Source organism: Streptomyces kurssanovii (genome assembly GCF_040677245.1).
Taxonomy (GTDB): domain Bacteria; phylum Actinomycetota; class Actinomycetes; order Streptomycetales; family Streptomycetaceae; genus Streptomyces; species Streptomyces kurssanovii.
Genome location: NZ_JBFAQK010000058.1, coordinates 1 through 22961 on the forward strand (window position 1 = coordinate 1; position 22961 = coordinate 22961).

Consider the following 22961-nt stretch of genomic DNA (forward strand, 5'->3'; position numbering starts at 1 on the left):
TGCATATCCCGCTCCGCGGTATATGCAGCGCTGGCGCGCTGCATAGAGAGCGACTCCGCTAACGCTCCGTCAAATTCCCGCGCAAGCGCGGAAATTGAATTCCGCAAGCGGAATTATAAACGCAACTCAATTCGCGCAAGCGCGAATTGAGGGCACCCGCGCAAGCGCGGGTGCTGAGGCTGGCTACGAGGGGGCTTGCATCGTGCGCGGGCCTGTGTAGGGCTTGGGATCCCAGTCACCACCCCGGCAACGGGACTGACGGTCCGTCGGCCCGATCGAGTGCCGGCCTCACCGCAGTGATGGGCTCCAGTGACGGGCTCCGCTGCGCTCCGCCCGAACCACTCTCCCGCCCCCGGATCGGTTACTCGTACTCGCCAACACCCTGCAAGCCAGCATGCCACCGGCCACTTCGGGAGCGGGGTTCGGTCACGTCTCACTCTGGGGGCGGAAGTTGACGCACGGATGATGCATCACAGTGCAGCACTGTGTAGAGTCTGGGATCAGACATCACATCCCCCGGGCTGCTCCATCACGCCGGAACTTCCGTTCTGATGGCGCGCCACATTCCGCGAAAAGGAGAACACGGGGCATGGCCGTGAAGCTGCGTGACCACCAGATCGAGGCCGTTGCCGCCATTGTGCGCGGTCTCGATATCCCGCCGAGCGGCATTCCCGTTCATGGGCTGCGCGGGCAGGTACACGCTGCATGTGGCACGGGGAAGACGATTATTGCCGCCGCGTCGGCACAGCGTCTTGTTCCTAAGGGGCGCATTCTCGTTCTGGTGCCGACGTTGGACCTGCTGGCGCAGACGGTGAAGGCGTGGCACGACGCGGGGCACAAGGGGCCGGCTGTCGCAGTGTGCAGCCTCCAGGACGATCCGGAGCTGTGGAGCCTGAGGGTGCGCTCCACCACGAACCCTGTGCAGCTGGCGTTGTGGCACGGCCAGGGGCCGGTGACCGTCTACGCCACGTACGCGTCCCTGGGTGTCCTGGCGGAGGCGTTCGAGGGCGTCTACGGGCAGCAACTGGCCCCGATGGACCTCGCGGTGGTCGATGAGGCGCACAGGACTTCCGGCTCGATGGGTAAGGCGTGGGCCGACGTCCACGACCAGAGCGTCATCCCGGCGTACCGGCGGTTGTATCTGACGGCGACGCCGCGGATCTGGGAGGAGCGGCTGAGCCGCGAGGTCGCGGAGTGGGCGTGTGATCCGTTGCCGCGTGAGATGGCGGCTTCCATGGATGATGAGAAGGTCTTCGGACCCGTTCTCTACAAGCTGTCCTTGGCGTCGGCTGTGTCGCGCGGGCTGCTGGCGCGGTACCAGATCATCGTTTTGGAGCTCCGGGACGAGGTCGTCACTCCGGAGCGGCTGATGGGCGAGGAGCGGCGCAGTGAGGAGGTGCGGGGGCAGCGGCTCGGGGCCTTGCAGGCCGCGCTCCTGCACACCATGGCGCAGCACAACCTCCAGACGTGCATCACCTTCCACCATCGGACGATCGAGGCACAGGCGTACGCGGAGGGCCTGGAGCGGGTGGCCGCGAAGCTTCACGCCAATGAGCCGGAGACGTATCCGAAGCGGATCTGGGCGGACTGGCTGTGTGGCGAGCACGTCCCGGAGCGCCGGCGTCAGGTCCTCGGCTCGTTCGGGTCCACGGCGCAGCGGGCCGTGCTCTCGAACTGTCGTGTCCTGGGTGAGGGCGTGGACATTCGGGCGGTGGACAGCGTTGCCCTGCTGGACCCCAAGGGCGCGCCGCACGACATCGTCCAGGCGATCGGGCGCGCTTTGCGGCAGAAGCCCGGACAGGGGAAGCTCGCGTCTTTGATCGTGCCGGTTTTTCTCCAGCCGGGAGAAAGGCCGGAGGACATGTTCACGTCGGGGTCGTATCGGTCTTTGGTGAAGGTCCTTGAAGGTCTGCGTGCTCATGATGAGGAAGCCATTGAGTTGTTGGCGATTCCGCAGGAGCCGCAGAAGGACGTGGCGCAGCCGTCCGTGAGCATCGGCCCGCCGCCGGAGGAAGGTGAGGAAGAATCTCGCCTGCTGCTTCGTTTTGCCGCTCCGCGTGATCCGGTGATGGTCGCGGAGTGGGTGTCGTTCAACGTGATCGACACGGAGAAGCAGGACTGGGCGCGCGGCTGGGCGGCGCTCAAGAAGTTCACCGAACGCGAGGGCCACGCGAGGGTTCCCTACGGCCACAAAGAGTCCCCCGGCCCGCACCCCCTTGGGCAGTGGGTGGCAGAACAGCGAAGGGCCTACGGGGCGGGGCAGATGACCGGTCTGCGTGCGGCGCGGCTGGAGAAGCTGGGCATGGTCTGGAACCTCGCGGATGAGCGTTTCCAGGAGAACCTGGAAGCCGCGAAGGCGTACTACGAACAGCACTGGACCCTGTGTGCACCCCGGTCCGCAACCATGCTCGACAGGCCGGTCGGGCAATGGATTTCGAATTTGCGGCGGCCGGGTGCGCTGGACGGCCACCCCGAGTGGAAGACGGCGCTGGACGCGGTGGATGAGCACTGGAACCCGCAGTGGCTGGCGGACTGGCAACGCCACTACGCCGCCCTGCGTGAGCTCGTACGCGACGAAGACGGCCAGGCCGACGTCCTACCTGGCGTCACCGTGCACGGAATGGACATCGGGAAATGGCTGGCCAAGCAGCGGCGGCACGAGGTCTGGACGGGTCTCGTGGACGGGCAGCGCGAGCTCCTGGAGGCGATCGGTGTCACACCGCTGCCGCCGGAGCACGAGCCGCCCACCAAGGCCCCCAAGACGGCCTCCAGCGCCTTCGAGCGGGGCGTGGTGGCCCTGGCGCAGTACAAGACCCGCACGGACTCTGTGAAGGTCCCCAGAACCCACACAGAGGCGTTGCCGGACGGGACGGAAGTCAAACTCGGGGTGTTCCTGAGCAACAGCAAGAGCCGCCGCACCAAACTGAGTGCCGACAAACTCGCCGCACTCGCCGACCTCGGGCTGGAGTGGGCCCAGGAATGAGCTCGCGGTGCGGGGCTGCTCGCGGTGCGCCGCCGATTCTTGTTGTGCTCCCGACGGCCGATAGGTCCGCGGGCGGCTTCACGCCCGGTGGCAGGAGCAGGACGGTTGGCAGTACCCCAGGTAGGAATGCTGGTGGGGCAGGACGGAGGAAACGGCGGTGCCCAGCCCGTTGAGCACCGTGTCTGGGTGAGTCCGGCGCCGATACCCCTGCGCCCGCCCCAGACGTGTCCTGGGCGGGCGCAGGGGTGTCTGGTGCCGTGTCAGGCAACGTTTGCGACGCTTGTCGTTGACCCTGAGCAGCGGTAGGTGACGCGGCACGGTGCGTCGAAGTCGAGCGTTATGGGCGCCGTCAAGTTGCGAACCTGAACGCTCCGAGCGCCGAATCGGTCGCGCGCTTGGTCTGCGGTCTGGTTCGCATCACGACGGCGTCAAAGTAGGGGCGATCGGGGCGCCGATGAGAAATGGCGCCGGCAGTCGTCTGAGTACGGTCCGGTGAACGCGGGGCGCGCATCAAGGGAGGCAACGAGATGAAACCACTTCGATACTCGATCAACGTCACGCTCGACGGCTGCTGCCATCACGAGGCAGGACTCCCCCCGGACGAGGAGTCGATGCGCTACTGGACCGCTGAGATGGAGCGAGCCGATGCCCTGCTGCTCGGCCGGGTGACCTACGAGATGATGGAGTCGGCGTGGCGGAAGCCGGCCACGGGCACGTGGCCTGACTGGATGGATGAGTGGCAGATCCCGTTCGCCGAGACCATCGACCGGGCGAAGAAGTACGTCGTGTCGAGCACGCTCAGCGAGGTCGATTGGAATGCCGACCTGGTGCGAGGCGACTTGGGGCAAGCGGTTCAGCGGCTCAAGCAGGAGTCGGGCGAGGGCCTGTGGGTGGGTGGCGTGACACTCCCCCTGGCGTTGGCAGATCTGGGACTGATCGACGAGTACGAGTTCCTTGTTCAGCCGGTCCTTGCCGGACACGGGCCGACGTTGCTCGCCGGTCTGCGCGAGCGCATCCAGCTCGAGCTCGTGGACCGCCATGAGTTCCGGTCAGGGGCGGTAGCCCAGCGATACCGGCCCACGGCCCAGGGATGAGCTCGCTGTGCGGGGGCGCCCCCGGCCGTACTGCGTCCCGTCACCGGGGACCGGGGCCTGTCCCGCGCACTCCATACCGGCACGGCCCGTAATCGAGCCTAGCCCGTCCAGGGGAACGAAGAATCCGACTACGTCACAAGTCCCCCGTCCCGGGGCCGTTGAGGAGCAGCTCCCGTGCCGCTCCAGACCGCCCGCCCTCGTCTCCCAGGCGGCCGCAGAGGGGAAGTCGGCTTCCAGCCAGCGCAGAAATCCCGGGATGACCAGGCAGGATGCGCCAAAGCCCTTGTGGGGGTCGGCCCCCCCCACTTGGCCGGCGACGGTCCACTGACGACAAGGGCGCGGCGCTCGCGTCGGCCGTCGATCACCGGCGCGGCAGCGCCCGAGAACGAGGCCCAGCGCAGCGCCAGCCGGATCACGTCAGCAGGTCGGCTCTCCACCACCTCGGACGAAGGGATGTCAGCGCACCGGGTGTTCTTTGAATGCCCTGTGATCAGCGGCCTTGCCTACCCGCCCCATTCTTGGGTGTCACCCTCGTTGTGACAGCTGTTGTGACTCCCGCTGTCACCCCTGTTTCGACTGCTGTCGTCACCTCGGCCTGGAGGACGGTGGCCGGGGCGGCCGCAGCGTCACTCCACCAATGCCGGATCCTCGATTCCGGCGGCGTCGGGGAGCCTGTCACTCCTTGATGTGTGCGGGATCGGGGAGGTCCGGGGGGAAGTGCCGCTCGAGGATCTCCGCCCAGCGGTGCAGGACGACGAAGCCTGTGGTGTCGGCCTGCGCCTGGACCAACTCGGTCAGGGCGTCGATGAACGGCCGGGCTGAAGTGTCGGCGGGGAGCGCCGCGGCGGCCTGCTTGAGCCGCTCGTGCGCGGCGGGGAAGACGCCATTGGCCCACGCGTCCTGCTCCTTGACCCCGCCTGCTGCTCTCCTCGAAGTCGATCCGCATGATCGTGAGCGCCGGGCAGTCGGGACGGTGCCAGGTCTCGTTGAGACCGCCGCCGGTCTTCACGAACGCGACGCGGGTGTTGTCGCGGCCCGGTCCGGCGAAGCAGTCGGCACAGTCCACTCGTTCCGTCTCCGGCCGATCCGTCATGGCACGACTCCTTCGCCCGGGAGCACAGAGCCTGCCATCCGGATGACCAGGGATTTGCGCAAGGTGCACCGGGCCACGAACAGCACCAGACACCGCACGCCGGCGACCGAGGACGGGCCGTAGGGCAGCGGCAAGCGCGCCCCTGCGGGACCGCCGTGCGCACTCCTGTTGGCGTACGGCCCTGGCTCCCCAGGCGCGTACGGACCAACTTCCCCAGCTCTCAGGCCACTTCGCTCGTTGATGCCGCGCTGGTCGGCGGCATCCCATTCGTCATGCTGCGGGTTCGGTCCAGTGTCCTCCCCCCGGGCCGTGGACGCTTCGGTCCGTTTTCACGATGGCGCGGCGCGATGTTGAACACCGTCACGCCGGTGACGATGAGCGTGAGGGCGGCGCTCACGCCTGGGGTGACGGGCTCGTCGAAGAGGGGGACGGCGACGAGCGCGGTCAGGACGGGGCTGAGCGCGCCGGCTGTTGCGGCGAGGTTGCTGCCGAGGGCGCGCACCGCGTAGGCGTAGCACAGGGTCGAGAGCAGTCCCGTCCCGATGCCCTGGAGGCTGGTGAAGAGCAGAACGTCGGAGGTACCGGCGGTGCCGGTCATCAGGTGTGAGGGCATGGCGGTGGAGGCGGCAAGCAGGGCGGCTGTGATCGTGGCGGGTGTGCAGACGGCGAGCACGACGCCGGTAAGGCCGAGCCGCGTTTGGCGCAGGCCGATCGTGTAGACGGCCCAGGCGCATCCGGCGGTGAGGAGAATGCCGATGCCCTCGGTCGTCGCGGTGGACGTCGTCTGCAACGCCGCCGCCGTGATACCCGTGATGATCGCGGCCAGGGCGATTAGGCGTCGCGGGGAGATCCGTTCCCGCCACCGGAGATAAAGGATCACAGCGACGAACAGCGGGACCGTGCCGGGGATGAGGAGACCGATGAGCGCGGCGGAGGTCAGGTGTCCGCCGAGTGCGGAGAGGAGAAAGTGCGGCAGTCCACCGATTCCGAGCATGAGCAGGACACCGATCCGTTCGCCACGGAGCGCGCGGACGGTGCGCGGAAGCCACGGCGCCAGGATGACGACGGGCGTTGCGAAGCGGAGAAACGCCACGTCGATCGAGGTGAGGCTGGACGAGCCGATCCCCCGGACCGTCAGGGCGAACGAGGTCCACAGGACAACCGCGGCCGTGAGAGCGGCCGCCCCGATCAGCCTGGCGCGCATGTGATGGGCCATGGCCAGCTCCTTCCATCCCTGCTCTACGGCAAGCAATTTTAGGGAGATGGCTGTAGCGGGCGATTGCGTATCATGCCTCTCAGGCGGCTCGCTGTGGCAGGATCTGCCACATGGTGACCATGGATGACATCGACCGGCATATCCTCCTCGAACTCCAGCGAGACGGCAGACTCACTAATCAGGAGCTGGCGGATCGCGTGGGCCTCTCGCCGTCACCGTGTCTGCGGCGTGTGCGGCTCCTGCAGGAGAGCGGCGTGATCAAGGGCTACGCGGCGATGCTCTCCCAGGACGCGCTCGGGCTGTCGATCACCGCCTTCGTACGGATGACGCTCCTCGCACACACCTCGCAGGTCGTCGACGCCGTCGAGGAGAAGCTCCGCTCGATTCCTGAGGTGGTCGAGGCGTACCTGCTCGCCGGCGACGACGACTACCTCGTCAAGATCGTCATCGACTCCTTCGCCGCGTACGAAGACCTCGTACGGCGAGAGCTACGGACCCTCCCGTCACTGTCCTCGATCAAGACGACATTCGCCTTCGCCGTCACCAAACCGCCATCGCCGCTCCCCATCCCCTGAGCCACGCACCCTCAGCAGCCGTGACCACGGCGACCACCCGCAGGGTGCCCGGCGCATCCGTCGCACGCTCAGCAGACAGGCTGCGAGCCCAGCCGGCGCCGGGGAGCGTCGCGCATCAAAGCGCATCAGAAACTGGCCGTGTTCCTTCGTACGCGAGTGGGGACGATCAGGTGTACGCCGACAACTCCCTCCCGGCAGTGCGCACCGGGTGCGGTGCACTCCCCGTCAGGCCCCTGAATTCGCAGGGTGGGCGTGAAAACTCGTGGATCGGGCACCAGGCAGGGCACCGCAAAAGCGGACATCCGACACAGGCGGGAGCGCGCATGGACAGCACGAACATCACCGCCGCCCCGGACACACCCACACCCATCGTGGTGCGTGGCGACAGCGCCGCCGGCATCCACCAGGCCCGTGAAGCCGTCCGCGCCTTCACCGCCCGGCTCCACCCGCCGCCCGACCAGGCGGTGACCGACACCCTGGCCCTGGTCGTGTGCGAACTCGTCACCAACGCACTACGCCACGGCGGCGGCCGGTACACGCTGGAGCTCTCCGCCGACCCCCACACACTCACGGCGGCGGTCAGCGACCCCAGCCCCGCCCTCCCGTGCGGGCGCCCACCCGACCTGACCGGCTACGGCGGCGGGTTCGGCTGGCACGTGATCCGCCGCCTCACCAGCCACCTCGCCATCACACACAGCCCCGGAACGGGCAAAACCATCCGCATCCGACTCCCGCGATAACCGGGAGCAGGAAGGCCGTTCAGCACCGACTCGGTGTCCCTTGGTTCCTCAGGAAGGCACGCGGCGAAACCGCCGGCGACGTCACCGTGCCGCACCGCTGGGTCTACCGTTCGGCGGCGCGGGCGCGCAGGCGGGCCATGATGCCGTTCGCCGGTTCCGCATCCTCCGTGCGGCGTTCGCGTTCGAGTTCGCGGCGCGCGTGCTCGCAGCGTGTGCACAGCCCGCCCCGCCCGGCCTCCCGTTCCGCCCGACGCTGTTCGTCACGGGCGTCGTACTCCGCCTTGGTGCGGATGTTGGTCAGCGCGTCGGTCAGGGGCTGCCACTCAGAGCGGCCGAAGCGCCACCAGATCGGCCCGTGCGGGCCCTTGGCACGCAGGCGCTCAAGGTGGGTGGCGATGATGAGGACGGTGTCGGTGAAGTCCCACCAGCCGTACTGCTGTGGACGATCGTGTAATTCCCCAGGGAGAAGTTCACGCGATTCCCCAGGCTCCCAACCTCTCGGGCGTCCAGCGACCTCCCTGCGATGAGTAGGTTGTAGGCATCCAAGCTGTCTGTCTGGGGTGGGGAGACGTGGTGGGCGAGTCGGCCAGCGATGACATATGGATCTTGTGGATCGGTGTCGGGTTCCTCATCGTTGCCGGCATCGTGCTCGCCCTGAACGTGCGAGGGGCGGCCGAGAAGTTCTTCGTCCTCGTTGCGCGACAGATGCCGTTCACGGGATCGGCGACGCCGAAGACGCTCCGGATCGTCGGCGGGGGCTGGGTCCTGGTCGGATCGCTCATGCTGCTGCCCGACCTTGTCAGCCTCGGCCGCAGTGGTTGATGTGAAACCCACCCGACACCCCGGGCCACGGGCAAGACGCCGAGGGCACCATATGAGCAGGCTGCTGGAAGCGGTGTGCGCGCTGACCGTGGGCGTCCTCGTTGCGCTCCTTGTATGGGGTGCTGAGCCTGGCGCCGTGCGGGTGGCGTGGCGGGAGGGCGAGCTGAGCGGTGTGACGGTCGTGTTCGTGGCGGCGTGTGCGCTGTGGCTGGTGCTGTGGCGCAGGCGTACCGGGCGCGGCCCGCTGGCATGGCCACTTGTGGTGCTGCTGTGCGGTGCGGCTGTTGCGCTGGTCGTGGCGGCCATGGCCGGTTGACCGGCACAGGCAGGCAAGTGGGGCTTCCCGTCCTTGTGAGCGGGGAGCCCCGCCGGCTTTTCGGGCTCGGGCCGCTGTTAAGGATCACAACACGCTCTGGCCAGCACCTCAAAGACTGGGTCACCGCAAGCCGCGCCGAGGCGCGTCACCAGCCTCCACGAGCTCTGCGAGGGCGAGTCGGATAGCAGTCGGATCCGGTTCGGCGTAACGCGAGGAGAAGAACAGTAGCCGCCGCAGCCGATGCTCTCGCCGGCGACCCGCCAGAAGTCCTCCAGCGTCCTGACCTGGCTGCCGTCCAGCACATATCTCACCGTCACAGCCCGGGATCGAGGTCGACACCACCCCCGTCGAGCGACCCATCGCACCACCCCGGCCGGTCGCCGACCTTCCGCCAGCCGCCTCAGCCAGGGGCTCGGCTTTGCGGCGGCAGTCCCGGCACAGTCGGGTGTGGGCCGCGCGGACTGGATGGCCGCATTCTTCGCAGACGCGGGAGCGGCCATCCGCAGCCGCCATCGGATCTTCATGCTGTGGTGTCCTTCCCCGTCAGCTCGGCCAGCGTGCTGGCGACCGCCCGCTGATAGGCATCCTCGATGAAGGTCGCGGAGGGCCGGACATATCGCATGGTCGAGCTCACCGTCCAGTGACCGAGCATTTGCTGGATCGCCACCAGGTCGACGCCGCGTTCGTAGTTGTGGGTCGCGCAGGCCCGCCGCAGCGCATGCGGGCTGAACCGCTCGTCCGTCGGCCGTCCTTCCAGTTGCATGAGATACCGCAGCCGGTTGCGGATCGTTCCGCGGTGCAGGGGGCCGCCGGACTCATCGGCGAACAGCACCGGCGAGTTGGGGAACGTGGGTCGTACGTCTTCCAGGAACCACCGCAGAACGAGGTCGAGGCCGTCAAAGCATGGGCACCCAGCGAGGGCGGGGTCCGGAGGTGTGGGCGCCTTTGCCGAAGCGGACGTGGAGCTTGCCGAATGGGCCGCGAGTGAAGTGCGCGTCCGGCTTTTCCAGCAGCGAGGCTTCTTCCGATCGGAGCCCGGCGTGATACAGCGTCCGGAACATCGCATAGTCGCGGGCTGCGGGTTCGTACTTCCGTGCGGTGGCGATCCGCTGCTTCATGAAGTCGAAGAACTCGGCCACCCTTTCGGGTGTCGGCGGCGGAAGGAGAGCCGGGGAGTCGTCGCCGACATGCCGGGAAGCGTTGAACTCGTCGACCGGGCAGACCAGCCGGACACCGAACGCGGCCTCGATCTCGGCTGCCTTGTGGGCTTGCAGGAACCGGTGGAAGCCCTTGAAGATCTGCACGTACTCGCGCCGGGTCGAGGTCTTGCGGCCCTGGACCGCGAGGCCACCGACGACGCGGTCGATGTCCTCGGGCGTCACGTCCCACGCGGGCCGGCCGAGCGCCGTGAGAGTCCGCTCCAGCAGACCGATTCGAACAACGGGGTAACGCTCCGCGACCGCTCCCCAAGGTTTGTGCCAGAACCCGCCTTCATGAACGAAGCCACTCGGGGCAGTCGCAGTGGCACTGGTCCATCGGAGGCCGCGACGAACCGCGGTACCACATGCAGCAGCAGGCAGGCGGTCCCGCAGCCGCCAGGGGCGAGCACAGGCACGTCGCCAGCCCGGCCATGATCTCCTCCATGACCGGGTCGCCCGCCTGCGCCGGCGCGACCGCACCCATGAACGTCTGCGCCTGCGCCGGGTCCTGCGGCACCTCCTCGGAGACAATTTGTCTTCCGGCGTTCCTCGCCCCGAATCCCATCAGCCATAACGCCCATCAGTGGTCTGTCGGTTGCACGGCCCGCCTTCCATCAGACACCGACCGCACCGCCGAACGGGCGAGGACCACGCCCCGTGTCGGCCCGCGTCAGCGGCGGCGGGCCTGGATCAGGGTGCACGACAGCGGGCTCTCGCCGTCGGGGTCGGTGAGCACGTCGATCTGCTCGACGCCGAGCCCGTGGTCGATGAGGAGCGCGGTCCAATGCTGAGGGGTGAGCACCCACATATGGACGGACAGCGGCTCACCGCCGGCCACCGGCAGGATCTCGGGCCGGGCGACGACCGACGTCGAGGGCGGGTTGCCGCTCGAGTTCGTGAGCAGCGACGAGAAGACGAGCCGCCCGCCCGGCTTGAGCGCCGGAAACAGGGCGGGCAAGAGGCGGCGCGGGTCGATGTAGGGCATCGCGTGCACCGAGTAGATGACGTCGTACGGCTCCGCCTCCGTCAGGTGCGCGACGGCATCGGAGTGGATCAGCCGAAGCCCAGGCAGCTGGCCGTAGCGGGCGACGGCGCGCTCGTGCTGCGCCAGCGACGCTTCGACGGCATCAACCTCGAACCCGAGCCGGGCAAGGTGCGCCGGGTACTTCCCGACCCCGGACCCGATGTCCAGCACGCGGCGTCCCTCGAGGTCGCCAAGGATCTCCTCGGCCGGGCCCGCCGGCCAGTAGCCCCAGGCGAACCGGTCGACGTCGGGGACGTCCGTGCCCCTGGCCGTGTGGTGCACGCCGTACGCGTTCCACGCTTCGGCCGTCTGTTCCTCAAAGTTCAACACAGCTGCTCACACTCCAGGGGGACGACGAGACGGAAGGGATACATCGGCCGGCGCGACCGGCATCCGGGCCAGGCCGCGCACGGGAGACAGGCACAGCAGGACGACCGGCGCGAACAGCAGCACCGTGCCGACCACCAGCGCGGTCGGCACGGACGTCGTCGCGGCGAGGACACCGGCGGCCACGGTGGCGAGGAACCGGCTCCCGGTCACAAGCCACGTCGATGTCTGCTGGGCCCGGCCCTGCAGCTCCGGCGGGCAGATCTGCTGCCGCACGGACCGCTGCGTCGTACCGGCGCACGCCGCCCCGGCCATCTGCACCATCCCGGCCACTGCGAGGACCGCCAGCCAGAGCGGCCCCCGGCCGGGCCAGCAGCAGCGGCACGCCCATGGCCGCGCACAGCGTGAACGACGTGACCAGCACCCGGCCGGGGCCGAACCGGCGCACGAGCCGCGGGGCGAGGAACGCGCCGACCAGGCCGCCCGCACCGCAGACGCCCATCACCACACCGAGCCCAACCGGTCCGGCCTGCAGGGCCGTCAGCAGGTGGAAGCCCCAGTACGTGTTGACCATGCCGGTGCCCAGGCCGGTCACGGCCAGGCTCGCCACCAGCGGCCGCGCCAGCGGGTCACGGGCCACGTATCCCATGCCCTCGACGATCTGGCGCATCATCCTGCGCCGCACCGGTACGGCGGCCGGCCGCTCGAGTCGGATCCTGCTCGCACACCACGCACTGAGCAGATAGGAGACGGTGTCGAGCGCGAACGCCCGCGACGCGCCCACCACGGCGACGACCGCGGTTCCCGCGTACGTGCCCGCGATGTCGGCCGAGCTGAATGCCACGCCGACACGCGAGTTCGCCGCATGCAGCAGCCCTGCGGGCACGAGCTGCGGCACCACGGAGATCGCGGCCGCGTTGTGCAGCACCGTCGCCGCGCCCACCGTCAGCGCCACGGCGTACAGGACCGCTATCGACAGCACACCGGCGGCAGCCGACACGGGGATGGCCGCGACCGCCGCCGCAGCGACCAGGTCGGTGACCACCAGGAGCCGCTTCTTGCCGTGCCGGTCGACGACCACACCCGCCGGCAGCGCCAGGACGAACGACGGCAGATGCCCCAGCAGCGCCAGCAGCGCCACCTGGTCCGGCCCGGCCCCCAGCTCGAGCACCGCCAGCGCCGGCAGCGCGACCGCGTGCACCGACGTACCGAGAAGGCTGGCCGCCTCGCCCGTCAGATACGCGTTGAACGACCGGTGTCCCTTCAACGACACCGCCGCCACCGCTTCGGGTAACGCCTCTTCCCTCGAGCCGCTGGGGCTGGGCACGGACAACACGCATTCCTTCCGCACGAACGCTGAACAGGGGGCGGGCCGCGGAAGACAAACTGTCTTCGGCGTCTGCGTAGCCAGGTGCTACGCCTTCGCGTCGGCCACCAGCCGACGTACATGCGCTCGGATCCGCTCGCCGTCCTCCGGGAACACGGACTCCCACTCATCGTCGAGGGCGAACCACTGCGGCGGCTGTCCAGCCTCACCCCCCAGTTCCACGGTCAAGGGCACGATCGCGGCGTACGACAGGCCCAGCGTCGCCGACCAGTCGGCTCGGTAGGAGCGAACGGACACGGCCGCAGGAACGGCGAGGAGCGCAGCCCGCACGCCGGTCTCCTCGGCGAGCTCGCGTTCGGCGGCGGCGCGCGGGGTCTCGCCCGCCTCGACCGTGCCGCCCGGCGGCACCCAGCCGCGCCACCGGTGCTTCACCAACAGGACGTGCTCGAAGGCCGGGTCGGTCACCCAGACGTCGGCCGCCAGCGGCTCCAACGGATGCTGACGCGCACGGTCCCACCAGGCTCGCGCGTCATCGAACTCGAGAGCCGCCAGCCGAACATCGGCACCCACATCATCCAAGACCGTCTTCTCGGTTTCCCCTTGGTCCATCCCGCCCACCGAGGTCACCTCGTCCCGAGGCTGACGTAGGGCGAGTGGTCGTGCCAGTGCACGGAGATCGGCTCTCCCTTGAGGTAGTGGCCGACGCCGACCGCGTTGTAGCGGACCGTGCTCGCGGGCAGGTTGTCCGGCCGGTGCCAGGAAAGCCCGGCGCACTTGTGGGGTTCCGCGTTGTACGGCTCCCCGTCCCAGCGGTCGGCGGCGAAGAACCAGCCGACTCGGGTGTGGCCTGCAGGGCTCCGGAAGTAGGTGACGTGAACGAGGCGCAGTGCCTGGCGGTCCAGGTCGATGCCGACCTCTTCCTTCGCTTCGCGGATCACCGCGTCGTACGGGTCCTCCCCGCACTCGACCTTTCCTGACGGCAGGTTGAGCAGGCCGTCGGCGTAGCCGGTGTTCAGCCGCTCGGCGAGGCACACCTTCAACACCTCGCCGTCACGGCGCTCCAGGATGATCATGACGTCGTTGAGGGTGCGCTCCGGCACGAGTCCTCCAGGGGCGGGCGACGAGACACCAGCGAGGGACACTGCCAGCGCGGAGTGTCCGTGAGCCGGTCACATGATTCCGGTGATCGGCTGGTCTGTAAGGGCTTGGGTGATCTGCCGGGTCGTCTGCGCGGCGACCCTGGGGTTGACGGCGGCGTAGGAGGTGTAGGCGTTCAGGCCGGTAGCCAGGGCCCAACCGCGCCCCCGCATCCAGGTGGCATCGTCCACGCCGAGCGCATCGCGGAAGGCTGCTCGGCTGTTTGCCGTCATCAAGGTGAAGGCGATCATCAGGTCGCAGGCCGGGTCGCCTATGCCGAGCCCGCCGAAGTCGATGACGGCGCTGAGGCAGCCGTTGGAGGTCAGCAGGTTACCGGTGTGGAAGTCGCCGTGAAACCACACCGGAGAGCGGTCCCAGCCGGGCGCGCTCAGTGCCGCGTTCCACAGTTCCGTCATCGCTGTTTTGTCGAACACGCCGTCTACCTCGTCGATGGCGACCCGCGTCGCGCGGTCCCGGTCGGACAACGGACGGCCGGTGAGGGCTTCCCTGGTGTCCCCGGCGGGGATGTCCTCGAGTGTGAACCGCTGCAAGGCGGCCAGGAACTGAGCCAGTTCAATTGCCGCCTTGGAGGAGTCGCCCAGTGCGTCAACGGTCGCCACCTCGCCGTCCAGCCAGCGGGACACCGCCCACGGCCACGGATAACCGAAGCCGGGGCCGCCCACTCCCACGGGTACCGGAACGGCCAGGGGAAGGTGCGGGGCGAGTTGAGGCAGCCACTGGAATTCTTTCCTGGCCTGCCCGATGGCTCCGGGATGGCGCGGAAGCCGGACGGACAGCTCCTCGCCCAACCGGTAGATCACATGATCGGAGCCAGCCGGGTCGAGCAGCTTCAGGGCCAGCCCCGCCCACTGCGGGAACTGAGTGTCGACCAGGCGCCTGACCAGCGCCTCATCGATCTGAGGTCGTGTGTCCGTAGTTCTCGCAGTCACCAAGAACAACTCCCCTGGCCGGCCCGCTCCGTGCGACGGGCAGTCGCAGCCATCACAGTGGTTCACGGCTGCGTCTGTCGACCGATTTCGCGACGCACGGCAACCGCGTCGAGGCCTGGCCTGCGTGCCGGCATCACAGACACTGAGGGGTGATCCACCTCATTGTGTCAGCTGCTGTTAGAGCCCCGGGCCGGTCGAAGGCCGGTGGACGGCCTCCGTGCCGGCCTCGGTGACCCTAGTCCCGTCACGGGGACCGGAGTCTCCCCCGGAACCCGTGCCTGCTCGCCGGCCCCGAGACGTGGCCCGAGGCCGGCGAGTGGGCACAGTATCTGCGACCACCTGTTGAAGGTGGCCTCGGGCGGCAGGTGCCCATGCTGTTTTCCCTACTCATCGCCACGTTGAAGCCGTTGAAGCCGCTGGCGCATCTGGCCGGCGACTACCCGTTTGTCGTGTCAAAACACCGTGCCACCATGCAGAAGGGCTCGGTGCCGTGAACCCACCGGGCTCGGCACACTCGACACGGGTCCCGGTACAGGCCCGGTCGGGAAGTCGGCGGGCCCGGCTTCCCGAACGCAGAACTGTCCTAGACAGACACGCCTCGGCCCAGGGTCCGGCAGGCGTTACTCGACTTCCTCGAAGTTGTAGCTGTAGCCCTTGACGCCGATCTTGATCTGCACGGTCCGGTAACCCGGCTCGCCGTTCTTGGCGTGCTCACCCCAGTACTGGCACGTGAAGCCGGTGTCGGCCCCGTAGTCGAACGCCTTCGCGGCGGGGAGTTCGTCGCAGGCGACCTTGCTCGCGTCGGTGCGCCCGGACTCGGCGCCGTACCTCTCGTTGATCATCTGGTAGACGAGCTTGTCGACCAGGAGCGCCTTCTTGGGCTCCTTGGTGTACGAGATGATGCTGCTGCCCGCGGTGTAGCTGTCGCTGATCTTGACGTCGTAGGGGATCTCGGCCCCCGCGTACGTCACCACGCACTGGCTGACCGCACCGGCCTTCTGGACCACGCCGGCAGGGCATGTGGCGCTGGTCTTACCGGCGACCTTGGCGGTGCTGAGCACGTCCTCGCGCAGCGCGTGCTCCACCTTCTTCACGAAGGGAGCGCCGAGATCGGGGGCCGGGGTGACCCGGAGCGCGTCGCCGCCACGCATGTACACGTCCGGCTGAGGGCCGGTGATGGCGACCGGCAGGGCCTTCGCCGCGTCGTCCGTGCCGCCGGCCTTGGCGGTTTCCGAAGCGCCGCAGCCCGCGCTGAGCAGGGTCACCGCGGCCACGCCGGTCAAAATTCTGAGATATCGCATAATGAGGAGCGTAAGCACCCCCGACTGGCGGGCCGTGCCGGGGGTCCGGCACCGTTCCACGCCCGCCGCGCTCGCGAGCGACCGCACCAAGTCCGTGCCGACACGTGTACGGCTCCCGCCTGGCCGAGGCCATGAAGACCGCCACAGCCAAGGCGTGCGTCATCCTGGACGGCACACTGCTGCCCATCGACAAGATCACCGTCGAAACCCCGTACTACTCGGGCAAACACAAACGGCACGGCATGAACGTTCAGGTCCTCACATTCGGCCGACTGCTGTGGGCTTCCCCGGCCCTGCCCGGCTCCACTCAAGACCTGACCGCTGCCCGTTGGCGCGGGATCGTCGACGCACTCGCCGCCGCGGGACTGAAGTGCTGGGCGGACAAGGCGTACCAAGGCGCCGGACAGCACATCCGAGTCCCCTTCCGGGGCCGTCAGCTCAAGCGCTGGAAGCGACGGCGCAACAACAGCCACGCCAAGATCCGGGGCGTCGGTGAGCAGGCCATGGCCGTCTTGAAGGGCTGGCGCCTCCTGCGGAAGCTTCGCTGCGGCACCAACCGGAGCACCGACTTCGTGAAGGCCGTCCTCGTCCTTCACTACGCCTCAACGTGAGGTTGGAAAAGGCTCACTGTCCCACTGCCCCTCACACCGCCGACCGGCCGCCACGGCACAAGTTGATGCCGATCCCGCATTTTCCTCAGAGCTACTCTTCGCCCCAGTTGGTTCACGGAGTGAACCAACTGGGGAACGCGGGGAGCGAGAGCGGGCGTGACGTGGTTGCTCTACGACTAGTGTCAGAGCTGTGGGGGATCGGCGGGGTGGCCGTGGCGGCTCGCCGATCCCCCACAGCCGAACCCTCGAGGACCTGGCGGTCGGCGTAGAGGGCGAGCGTGCATGAGGAACCCAGCGAGTCGGGATGCGTGCGGTGTGACGGTGGGCCGGGCGAGCGGCCGGTGGACGAGCGCTCGAGGGCAGATCCTTCCCCCGCACCCGGTGCCCTCGTCCGGGGCCTTTGCGTTGAGTGCGCATGACGACGTACACGCTGGGGATCGTGGGCGGTTCGCTGGGTGGTGGGCGGATTCCGGGAGCCGTCGCGCCCGAAGGGCGGGGCAGCGTGACGTAACCGCCACGTCCAGGGGAATTTGTATGCCGTTTCAATCACCTTTCTGCCGTATCAGCCGGAGAGCAGGGCATATCGGTCGAGATGTCACGGCTCGTTCATGTTGCCGAGGGGACCGGTTCGGTGAGGGGCTCTTGCTGATGAACTGGCGCTAAACGCGCTGCCGATGAACTCCCCGTCCCGGTCATGGCCCCTTTCGGTCAATTGCCCCCGTCGCCGATGTCCGAAGTGACGGGCATCGATGTGATGTTCTCCCGACGCCTGAGCAACGCTGCAGGTTCCGTAGTCGAGAAGAAGGAGACTCCGATGCGTCGATCAGCAGCCACGATCGCCTGCATGGCGGGGACAGCCGTCGGCCTCGCCACTCTGACCGCCGGCCCTGCCGCGGCGGGTGAGCCCCACAGCCTGTACGCGCCGTCCGCGGTCGTGCTGACGGTCGGTCAGGGCGAGAGCGCGGCGGCAGCGACCGTCGCGCGGGCCGTCACCCTCACCTGCAAGCCGACCGCCGGCGGAACCCACCCGGACGCAAAGGCCGCGTGCGCGGACCTGGAACGCGCCCACGGTCAGCCTGCGCTCACGCTGAACGACGGCTCGGGGCGCGTCTGTCCGAAGATCTACGCTCCCGTGACCGTCACAGCTGACGGCGTGTGGGAGGGCCGCCGAGTCTCGTACGAGCAGACGTTCGCCAACAGCTGTGTGGCGCAGTCCCGAGCCAGCGACCTGTTCGACTTCTGACCCCGGCGGCAACAGCACTTCAACAGGCGAGGACGGTGGTCCGGCCGAACGGCCGGACCACCGTCCTCATGCTCCGCCCACCTCAGCGGCACAGAACGCAGAGATCGCACCATGACCGCACAGCAGGCAGAAGCGAGTGGCCGACCCGCAGATGCGGCACTTCGCGTGCGACCGGACGTCGCACAGGCGACGAGCGCGTGTCGAGAAGGACCGCAGACCCCGACCGCTCAGGTGCCACCCCTCGTCGCGGCTGCGGGCACCGCCGCCGCCGGCAAGGTTCAGCCCGCGCCGCCCCCGAATCGGCGTTCTCAATGAGGCAAGCAGTGCTGGAACGCTCGTGGCCACCGGATGCGCGGGCTGTAGTCCCGAATCGGGCGTAGCCGCCGGCCGCGCCGGGGAGGGGATGCCACCGGGTGACGACACGTGGTGGAACACCGCTGACCGGCAGGCGCCATTTCGGGCATTGGGGCCGGGCGGCAGCTGACGGCGCCGTGGCATGCTGTGACCCCGCCGGCCGCGAGGGAGCAGCGTCGACTGCCCGCGGATCCCTAGGGAGGTTGCGTGATCATCACGTGCGCACAACTGGACGACCTGCCCCTGCTGTTGTCCTTCCGCGACGAGGCGGCGGCCTGGCTCGGTGAGCTCGGTAGCGACCAGTGGCGCCGTCCCTACCCGGCAGACCGCCTGCGGGCAGCCGTCGAAACGGGGCAGACGTTCGTGGTGCGCGACGGCGGGGTGACCGCTGCGACCGTCACCTTGGCCCCGGTTCCCCCGGAAGGGCTGTGGACCTCGGAGGAGGGGGCGGACCCGGCGCTGTACATCAGCAAGCTCACCGTGGCCCGCACACACGCCGGGCAGAACCTCGGCGGGCGGCTGCTCGACTGGGGCGGGGACAGGGCGTACCGGTCAAGGGCGGCCTGGGTCAGGCTGGACGCCTGGACGACGAACCGGGCCCTGCACCGCTATTACCTCCGTCAGGGCTTCGAACACGTCCGCACGGTCGTTGAAGGCAGCGCGGTCAGCGGCGGTCCCCGGGTGTCCGGCTGGCTCGCCCAGCGCGCGGCCCGCCCGGCGGAGCACGGTTTCGCGGACCGGACGCCGATGGCCTGACGCGGCGGGGCAGGAGCGGCAGAGTGTGCACAGCCTCGAGCTCGGGAGGCGCGCCACGGACCTGAAGATCACCTCTGCACGGGGACACTCCTGTCCTCGGGTGCAGCCGCGACGCGCCGTGGAGTCATCAGTGCGGCCAGACGCTCGAGGTCCTCGTAGAGCCGCGGCTCACAGCGGGCGCGCCTCTGGCGCTCGATCCAGGGTCGGTAGCCCTCCCAGATGGCGATGACCGAGCCGCCCCATGCCTGGTCGATGACTCGCAGGTCGAACGCGTCCGACCGGGCGGCCACGCCGAGATGGTTGTAGATCGTCAGGTAGGCGTAGACGAGCCGTGTCGCCGTCCGGTCACCCGCGTCCATTCGGCCGATCAACGCTGAGACCGCCGCAAGGTCCCGCTCGTCGGGGATGCCTTCGTCGCGCAGTTCCTTGCGCCTGTCCATAGTGGCGGCGAGGTACTCCACCGTCGCCTGCTTGCGCCGTCGGTCATGGTCGAGGGTCGTGGCGCGCGACAGCATCACGAGCTGCCACAGCACCGCGCCGAAGGCGACGACACTTACCAGAAGGGCACCGAACGAGGCGACCAGGGACCAGCGCTCATACGACGTCACGACCGGACAGCCTACGCAACTCGCGTATGTCGCACACCGGTTACTGGCCTCCGGCCGGGCAAGGCGGCCGTCCGTCAAGGGGCGGCGGGGTCCGCCCGCGCCGGGTGGAAGGTGGCAGGCGAGATCAGGTCGTGGCGGGCGGCGAAGGCTCTGGTCTGCTTGATGAGCGTGCATGGGTCACGAAGGGCGGGATGTCGGCTCGTGCGGATCGGCGGACGGCGGTCGGCGCGGCGGACGGAGCGGGCCTCACGGCCGTGTGCTCCGGGCTGCCCCCGGCCGTGGCCGGTCCCGGCCGGGGGGCGGTCGTTGGGGCGGCTGGAGCCGTCACGCTCGGCTTCAGGGCACGGCGGGGTTCACCGGGCCGGGCAGGGGCGGATCGTGACGAACCGGGTGTAGTGGTCGCGGTAGGTCTCGGTGAACGTCGACGGAGGGCACAGCTGTGCGCGGCGGCGCATGTCGCGGGCGTCCACCGGCAGGATGAAGCCGGCTTTTTGGTAGTCCCGAAGTTTGTCGGCGAAGGCTCTGGTGTAGGCGCGGTGGCTGCTGAAGCCGAGTTGCTGGACGGTGCGCACGTTGTCGTAGCTGCCGATGAAGCCGGCGATGTAGCGGGCCTCGCCGAGTTCGACGAACGGCAGTCGTGGTACGAGTCGGCCGGTGCGGTCTTCGGTGAGGGCGTTGCCGTTGGTGTCCCGGACGATGCTGTCGCCCTCGGTGCGCAGTTGGGTGCTCGTCGGCGGTGGTGATCCCTTGCGTACCCAGTCGTGGCCCTGCAGGAAGTGTGCGCGCAGCGCGGGTACGAAGCTCGCCGGTGTGGATCCCCGGACGGGGAACGGTACGTCCAGTGGCGCGTCCAGCGGGTCCGGGATGTGGGGGCTTCCCGCGACGGCGTAGAAGCGGTACCGCTCGGGGGCGATGCCGCGGTCGGTCAGGTTGGTGGAGTCGTCGGCCTCCGAGTTCACGATGAGGATCTTGCCCTTGTAGCGGCCGGCGGCGATGTCGGCCTGGGGGTCGAAGCCCTCCGTGGTGACGGGCAGCACCATGTCGAACGGGCCCGCGGCGTCACCGGAACGGACCAGGCGCAGGAGCGGATAGGAGCTGTCGGAGAAGCCGGTGCCGTAGCGGCGGTGCACTGTGCCGACCAGTGGGCGCGCGTCGGAGGCGCGGGAGGAGAGCGCCTTGGAGAAGTCCGTGATGATCTCGTCGTCGACCCTCCCGCCGTCCTCGTCGAATCCGCCCTCGATGAATGTGCCGGGCACCGACGGGTCGAGGATGCGGTCGCCGAGGGTGCTCCAGCCGACGCCGGCGTGCACGAATCCCTGGCGGAACAGGAAGTCCCGGCGCAGGTAGACGTCGAGCATGCCGAGTCCGACGACGAAGTGCGGCGGTTCCACGAGAGCGGTGCCGTTGGTGCGGTGCGGGTCGGCCGGAGCGCTGATCCGGTAGGGCACGCGGAACCGGCCGGTCGACGTCTCGCCCTCGAACACGCCGTCGTACTGCACGTAGCGGATTCCGCCGAATTCCCCGAGGGGCGTGGCCACGGGGGTGCCGAGCCGGTCCTCGGTGTCGCCCGGCGGCGTGCTCACGAGATCGTGGGGTGCTTGGCCGGGTGGGGAGGTGATGGGAGGTGTCTGGGCGGCGGACGCCGGAAGGGCGGGTGTCAGTGCCGCCAGGAGCAGCGCACCCACCTGGAGGATCCGCGCCCGCCCGCGGCCCGGGGCGGGAGTCTTGTGTCGGGAAGTCGGCCAGAACATCGAGTACTCCTCCGTCTGCGCCGGGGAGCACTCATTCGGTGCACTGGCGCTGGAGTCAGCCGATCACTTGCCGTCTGCGCCGGCCTCCGGCGTGGCCCGAAAGAGCGAGCCGCCTCTCTCCACCGGCCGGTCGCGCCTCGCGCCCGGGTGCTCCCCCACCGGCTCGGCTTCGGCGGTCCGGTCAGCCGGTGCGGTGTACGGCGACGGCGACGGCGCGTGGGCGGCCGCCCTGTGTGCCGCGGCGGGAGGTGCACCGCCCGGGTGCGTCAATGCACCGCTGGCCTCTACCTTTTCGGGGGGTTTGTCACGGAAACGCCTTGATGTCTCTTCGCCCTGCAAAGGCACCGACCAGCATGTGAGGGGTCCACGCTGATCGAGACAAAGGACCTGATCATGGGAGTTGCCGTCGCCGAGGCCGACCTTCCCGCCCTCTACTGCCCTCTGGAGTCGGCGGTGCACCGCCATGTGCGGCAGGTGGCCGACCGGGCGGTGCGGTGGGTCCGCGAGAGCGGCATGTGCGCGTCCGAGCACGAGGAGGCCTGGGTGGCGGCCACGCACAGCGCGGACTTCTACGCCCGGTTCGTCCCTGTCGCGGACGACGACCGTCTGCTGGCGACGTCGCTGTGGGTCTACTGGGGCTTCGCGTTCGACGACGCCCGGTGCGACAGTGGCCCCTTGAGCAGCCGCCCCGCGCAGTTCAACGCGGTGGCCGGGCTCGTTCAGCGGGCGGCCGAGGCGCCTTCCGCCGACGACGGGGGCGAGCGGTTCGTGCGGCCGCTGCAGGACATCGTCGGCCGGTTCCGGTCGTTCGGCACGCCGGCGCAGGTCCGCCGCTTCACCGATGCGCACCGGGCGTGGCTGTCGGGCGTCGCCTGGCAGATCGGCAATCAGGCGGCGGGCCGGATGCCGGAGCTGGACGAGTACCTGGCCATGAGGCTGCTGGCGTCCGGCGGCGAGCCGACGTTCGCCATGCTGGAGCTGGCGACCGGGCTCGAGGTGCCGGACGAGGAGTTGCACCGGCCGGTGGTGCGGGCCCTGACGGAGATGGCCATCATGGTGGCCGCGCTCGACAACGACCGGCACTCGTTGCGCAAGGAAATGTCCCGTGACCACTCCGACCAGAACATCTACAGCGTGCTGATGCACCATCAGCAGATCGGGCTGGGGCAGGCGGTGGAGGCGGCGGCCTGCATCAGGGACCGGATCCTCACCAGGTTCCTGCAGGTCCACGACCGGGTCAGGCCCCACGCCGGCACCGAACTGGGCAGCTATCTGCAGGGGTTGCGGTACGGGATCAGGGGTAACGCCGAGTGGGGCCTGCGGGTGCCGCGGTACCTCAGCCTCGGACACGTACCCGACGCCATGGACGAAGCGCCGCTGGAGTGGGCCCGGTCCGCGGCCGACAGCAGGTGCGCGCCCCTTCCGTCGGCCCCCACGGTCGCGTGGTGGTGGGACGACGATCTGATTTGACGTGAGCGCCGGTTCGCGTCGCGCCGATCCGCGCGGCGCACCGGCCGCGCGGCTCAGCGCGGCG

21 protein-coding genes and 1 pseudogene are annotated in these 22961 nt (G+C 69.0%); 11 read left to right on the forward strand and 11 right to left on the reverse strand.

The window, feature by feature from the left end:
- Positions 1–589: 589 nt before the first annotated feature.
- Entirely contained in the window at positions 590–2983 is a 2394-nt protein-coding gene (locus AB0K36_RS28460; protein ID WP_364599788.1) for a DEAD/DEAH box helicase, read from the forward strand.
- A 527-nt stretch (positions 2984–3510) separates the two neighbouring features.
- Positions 3511–4077: a dihydrofolate reductase family protein gene (locus AB0K36_RS28465; RefSeq protein ID WP_364599790.1), complete on the forward strand. Its 567-nt coding sequence runs from the start codon at positions 3511–3513 to the stop codon at positions 4075–4077.
- A 1313-nt stretch (positions 4078–5390) separates the two neighbouring features.
- Here the strand turns inward: AB0K36_RS28465 and AB0K36_RS28470 are convergent.
- On the reverse strand, positions 5391–6386 hold the full coding sequence (locus AB0K36_RS28470; RefSeq protein ID WP_364599792.1) for a DMT family transporter: 996 nt from the start codon (positions 6384–6386) through the stop codon (positions 5391–5393).
- 110 nt (positions 6387–6496) lie between these two features.
- Here AB0K36_RS28470 and AB0K36_RS28475 point away from each other — a divergent pair, with 110 nt between their 5' ends.
- From AB0K36_RS28475 to AB0K36_RS28490, 4 genes are all read left to right on the forward strand, one after another.
- Positions 6497–6961, forward strand: a complete 465-nt coding sequence (locus AB0K36_RS28475; RefSeq protein ID WP_364599794.1) for an Lrp/AsnC family transcriptional regulator — start codon at positions 6497–6499, stop codon at positions 6959–6961.
- A gap of 323 nt (positions 6962–7284) precedes the next feature.
- A complete protein-coding gene (locus tag AB0K36_RS28480; RefSeq protein WP_364599796.1) occupies positions 7285–7701 on the forward strand; it encodes an ATP-binding protein in 417 nt (138 codons plus the stop codon).
- 573 nt (positions 7702–8274) lie between these two features.
- The gene (locus tag AB0K36_RS28485) at positions 8275–8523 is read left to right on the forward strand and encodes a hypothetical protein (RefSeq protein WP_364599798.1); all 249 of its coding nucleotides are present in this window, start codon (positions 8275–8277) and stop codon (positions 8521–8523) included.
- A 52-nt stretch (positions 8524–8575) separates the two neighbouring features.
- Positions 8576–8839 (forward strand): hypothetical protein, encoded by a 264-nt coding sequence (locus AB0K36_RS28490; RefSeq protein ID WP_364599800.1) that lies wholly within the window; start codon positions 8576–8578, stop codon positions 8837–8839.
- A 520-nt stretch (positions 8840–9359) separates the two neighbouring features.
- Here the strand turns inward: AB0K36_RS28490 and AB0K36_RS28495 are convergent.
- The 7 genes from AB0K36_RS28495 to AB0K36_RS28525 form a co-directional block, all read right to left on the reverse strand.
- A complete protein-coding gene (locus tag AB0K36_RS28495) occupies positions 9360–9671 on the reverse strand; it encodes a tyrosine-type recombinase/integrase (RefSeq protein WP_364599802.1) in 312 nt (103 codons plus the stop codon).
- Between the two features lie 64 nt (positions 9672–9735).
- A complete protein-coding gene (locus AB0K36_RS28500) occupies positions 9736–10221 on the reverse strand; it encodes a site-specific integrase (protein ID WP_364599804.1) in 486 nt (161 codons plus the stop codon).
- Positions 10222–10708: 487 nt separating this feature from the next.
- Positions 10709–11392, reverse strand: coding sequence for a class I SAM-dependent methyltransferase (locus tag AB0K36_RS28505; RefSeq protein ID WP_364599806.1), 684 nt, complete (start codon positions 11390–11392; stop codon positions 10709–10711).
- On the reverse strand, positions 11379–12716 hold the full coding sequence (locus AB0K36_RS28510; RefSeq protein ID WP_364599808.1) for an MFS transporter: 1338 nt from the start codon (positions 12714–12716) through the stop codon (positions 11379–11381). Before AB0K36_RS28510 ends, AB0K36_RS28505 begins: the two co-directional genes overlap by 14 nt.
- A gap of 87 nt (positions 12717–12803) precedes the next feature.
- Positions 12804–13286, reverse strand: a complete 483-nt coding sequence (locus AB0K36_RS28515) for an NUDIX domain-containing protein (RefSeq protein WP_364599873.1) — start codon at positions 13284–13286, stop codon at positions 12804–12806.
- A gap of 53 nt (positions 13287–13339) precedes the next feature.
- A complete protein-coding gene (locus tag AB0K36_RS28520; RefSeq protein ID WP_189475374.1) occupies positions 13340–13816 on the reverse strand; it encodes an NUDIX hydrolase in 477 nt (158 codons plus the stop codon).
- 69 nt (positions 13817–13885) lie between these two features.
- A complete protein-coding gene (locus tag AB0K36_RS28525) occupies positions 13886–14806 on the reverse strand; it encodes an aminoglycoside phosphotransferase family protein (protein WP_364599810.1) in 921 nt (306 codons plus the stop codon).
- A gap of 362 nt (positions 14807–15168) precedes the next feature.
- Here AB0K36_RS28525 and AB0K36_RS28530 point away from each other — a divergent pair, with 362 nt between their 5' ends.
- Positions 15169–15297, forward strand: coding sequence for a hypothetical protein (locus tag AB0K36_RS28530; protein WP_364599812.1), 129 nt, complete (start codon positions 15169–15171; stop codon positions 15295–15297).
- 126 nt (positions 15298–15423) lie between these two features.
- Here the strand turns inward: AB0K36_RS28530 and AB0K36_RS28535 are convergent, their stop codons facing one another.
- Positions 15424–16104, reverse strand: a complete 681-nt coding sequence (locus tag AB0K36_RS28535) for a hypothetical protein (RefSeq protein ID WP_364599814.1) — start codon at positions 16102–16104, stop codon at positions 15424–15426.
- A 119-nt stretch (positions 16105–16223) separates the two neighbouring features.
- Here AB0K36_RS28535 and AB0K36_RS28540 point away from each other — a divergent pair.
- The 3 genes and pseudogenes from AB0K36_RS28540 to AB0K36_RS28550 all read left to right on the forward strand — a co-directional run.
- A pseudogene (locus tag AB0K36_RS28540) lies at positions 16224–16715 on the forward strand (transposase family protein); the annotation flags it as partial.
- 814 nt (positions 16716–17529) lie between these two features.
- Complete coding sequence (locus AB0K36_RS28545) at positions 17530–17958, forward strand: SSI family serine proteinase inhibitor (protein ID WP_364599816.1); 429 nt, start codon at positions 17530–17532, stop codon at positions 17956–17958.
- 561 nt (positions 17959–18519) lie between these two features.
- A complete protein-coding gene (locus tag AB0K36_RS28550) occupies positions 18520–19068 on the forward strand; it encodes a GNAT family N-acetyltransferase (RefSeq protein WP_364599817.1) in 549 nt (182 codons plus the stop codon).
- 68 nt (positions 19069–19136) lie between these two features.
- Here the strand turns inward: AB0K36_RS28550 and AB0K36_RS28555 are convergent, their stop codons facing one another.
- Together AB0K36_RS28555 and AB0K36_RS28560 are read right to left on the reverse strand one after the other, a co-directional pair.
- Positions 19137–19676 carry a DUF4760 domain-containing protein gene (locus AB0K36_RS28555; protein WP_364599819.1) on the reverse strand — a complete coding sequence of 180 codons (540 nt, stop codon included), beginning with the start codon at positions 19674–19676 and terminating at the stop codon, positions 19137–19139.
- Positions 19677–20029: 353 nt separating this feature from the next.
- Positions 20030–21427: an alpha/beta hydrolase domain-containing protein gene (locus AB0K36_RS28560; protein WP_364599821.1), complete on the reverse strand. Its 1398-nt coding sequence runs from the start codon at positions 21425–21427 to the stop codon at positions 20030–20032.
- Positions 21428–21820: 393 nt separating this feature from the next.
- Between AB0K36_RS28560 and AB0K36_RS28565 the strand changes: the two genes are divergently transcribed.
- Complete coding sequence (locus AB0K36_RS28565) at positions 21821–22897, forward strand: terpene synthase family protein (RefSeq protein WP_364599823.1); 1077 nt, start codon at positions 21821–21823, stop codon at positions 22895–22897.
- The last annotated feature ends 64 nt before the right edge of the window (positions 22898–22961 follow it).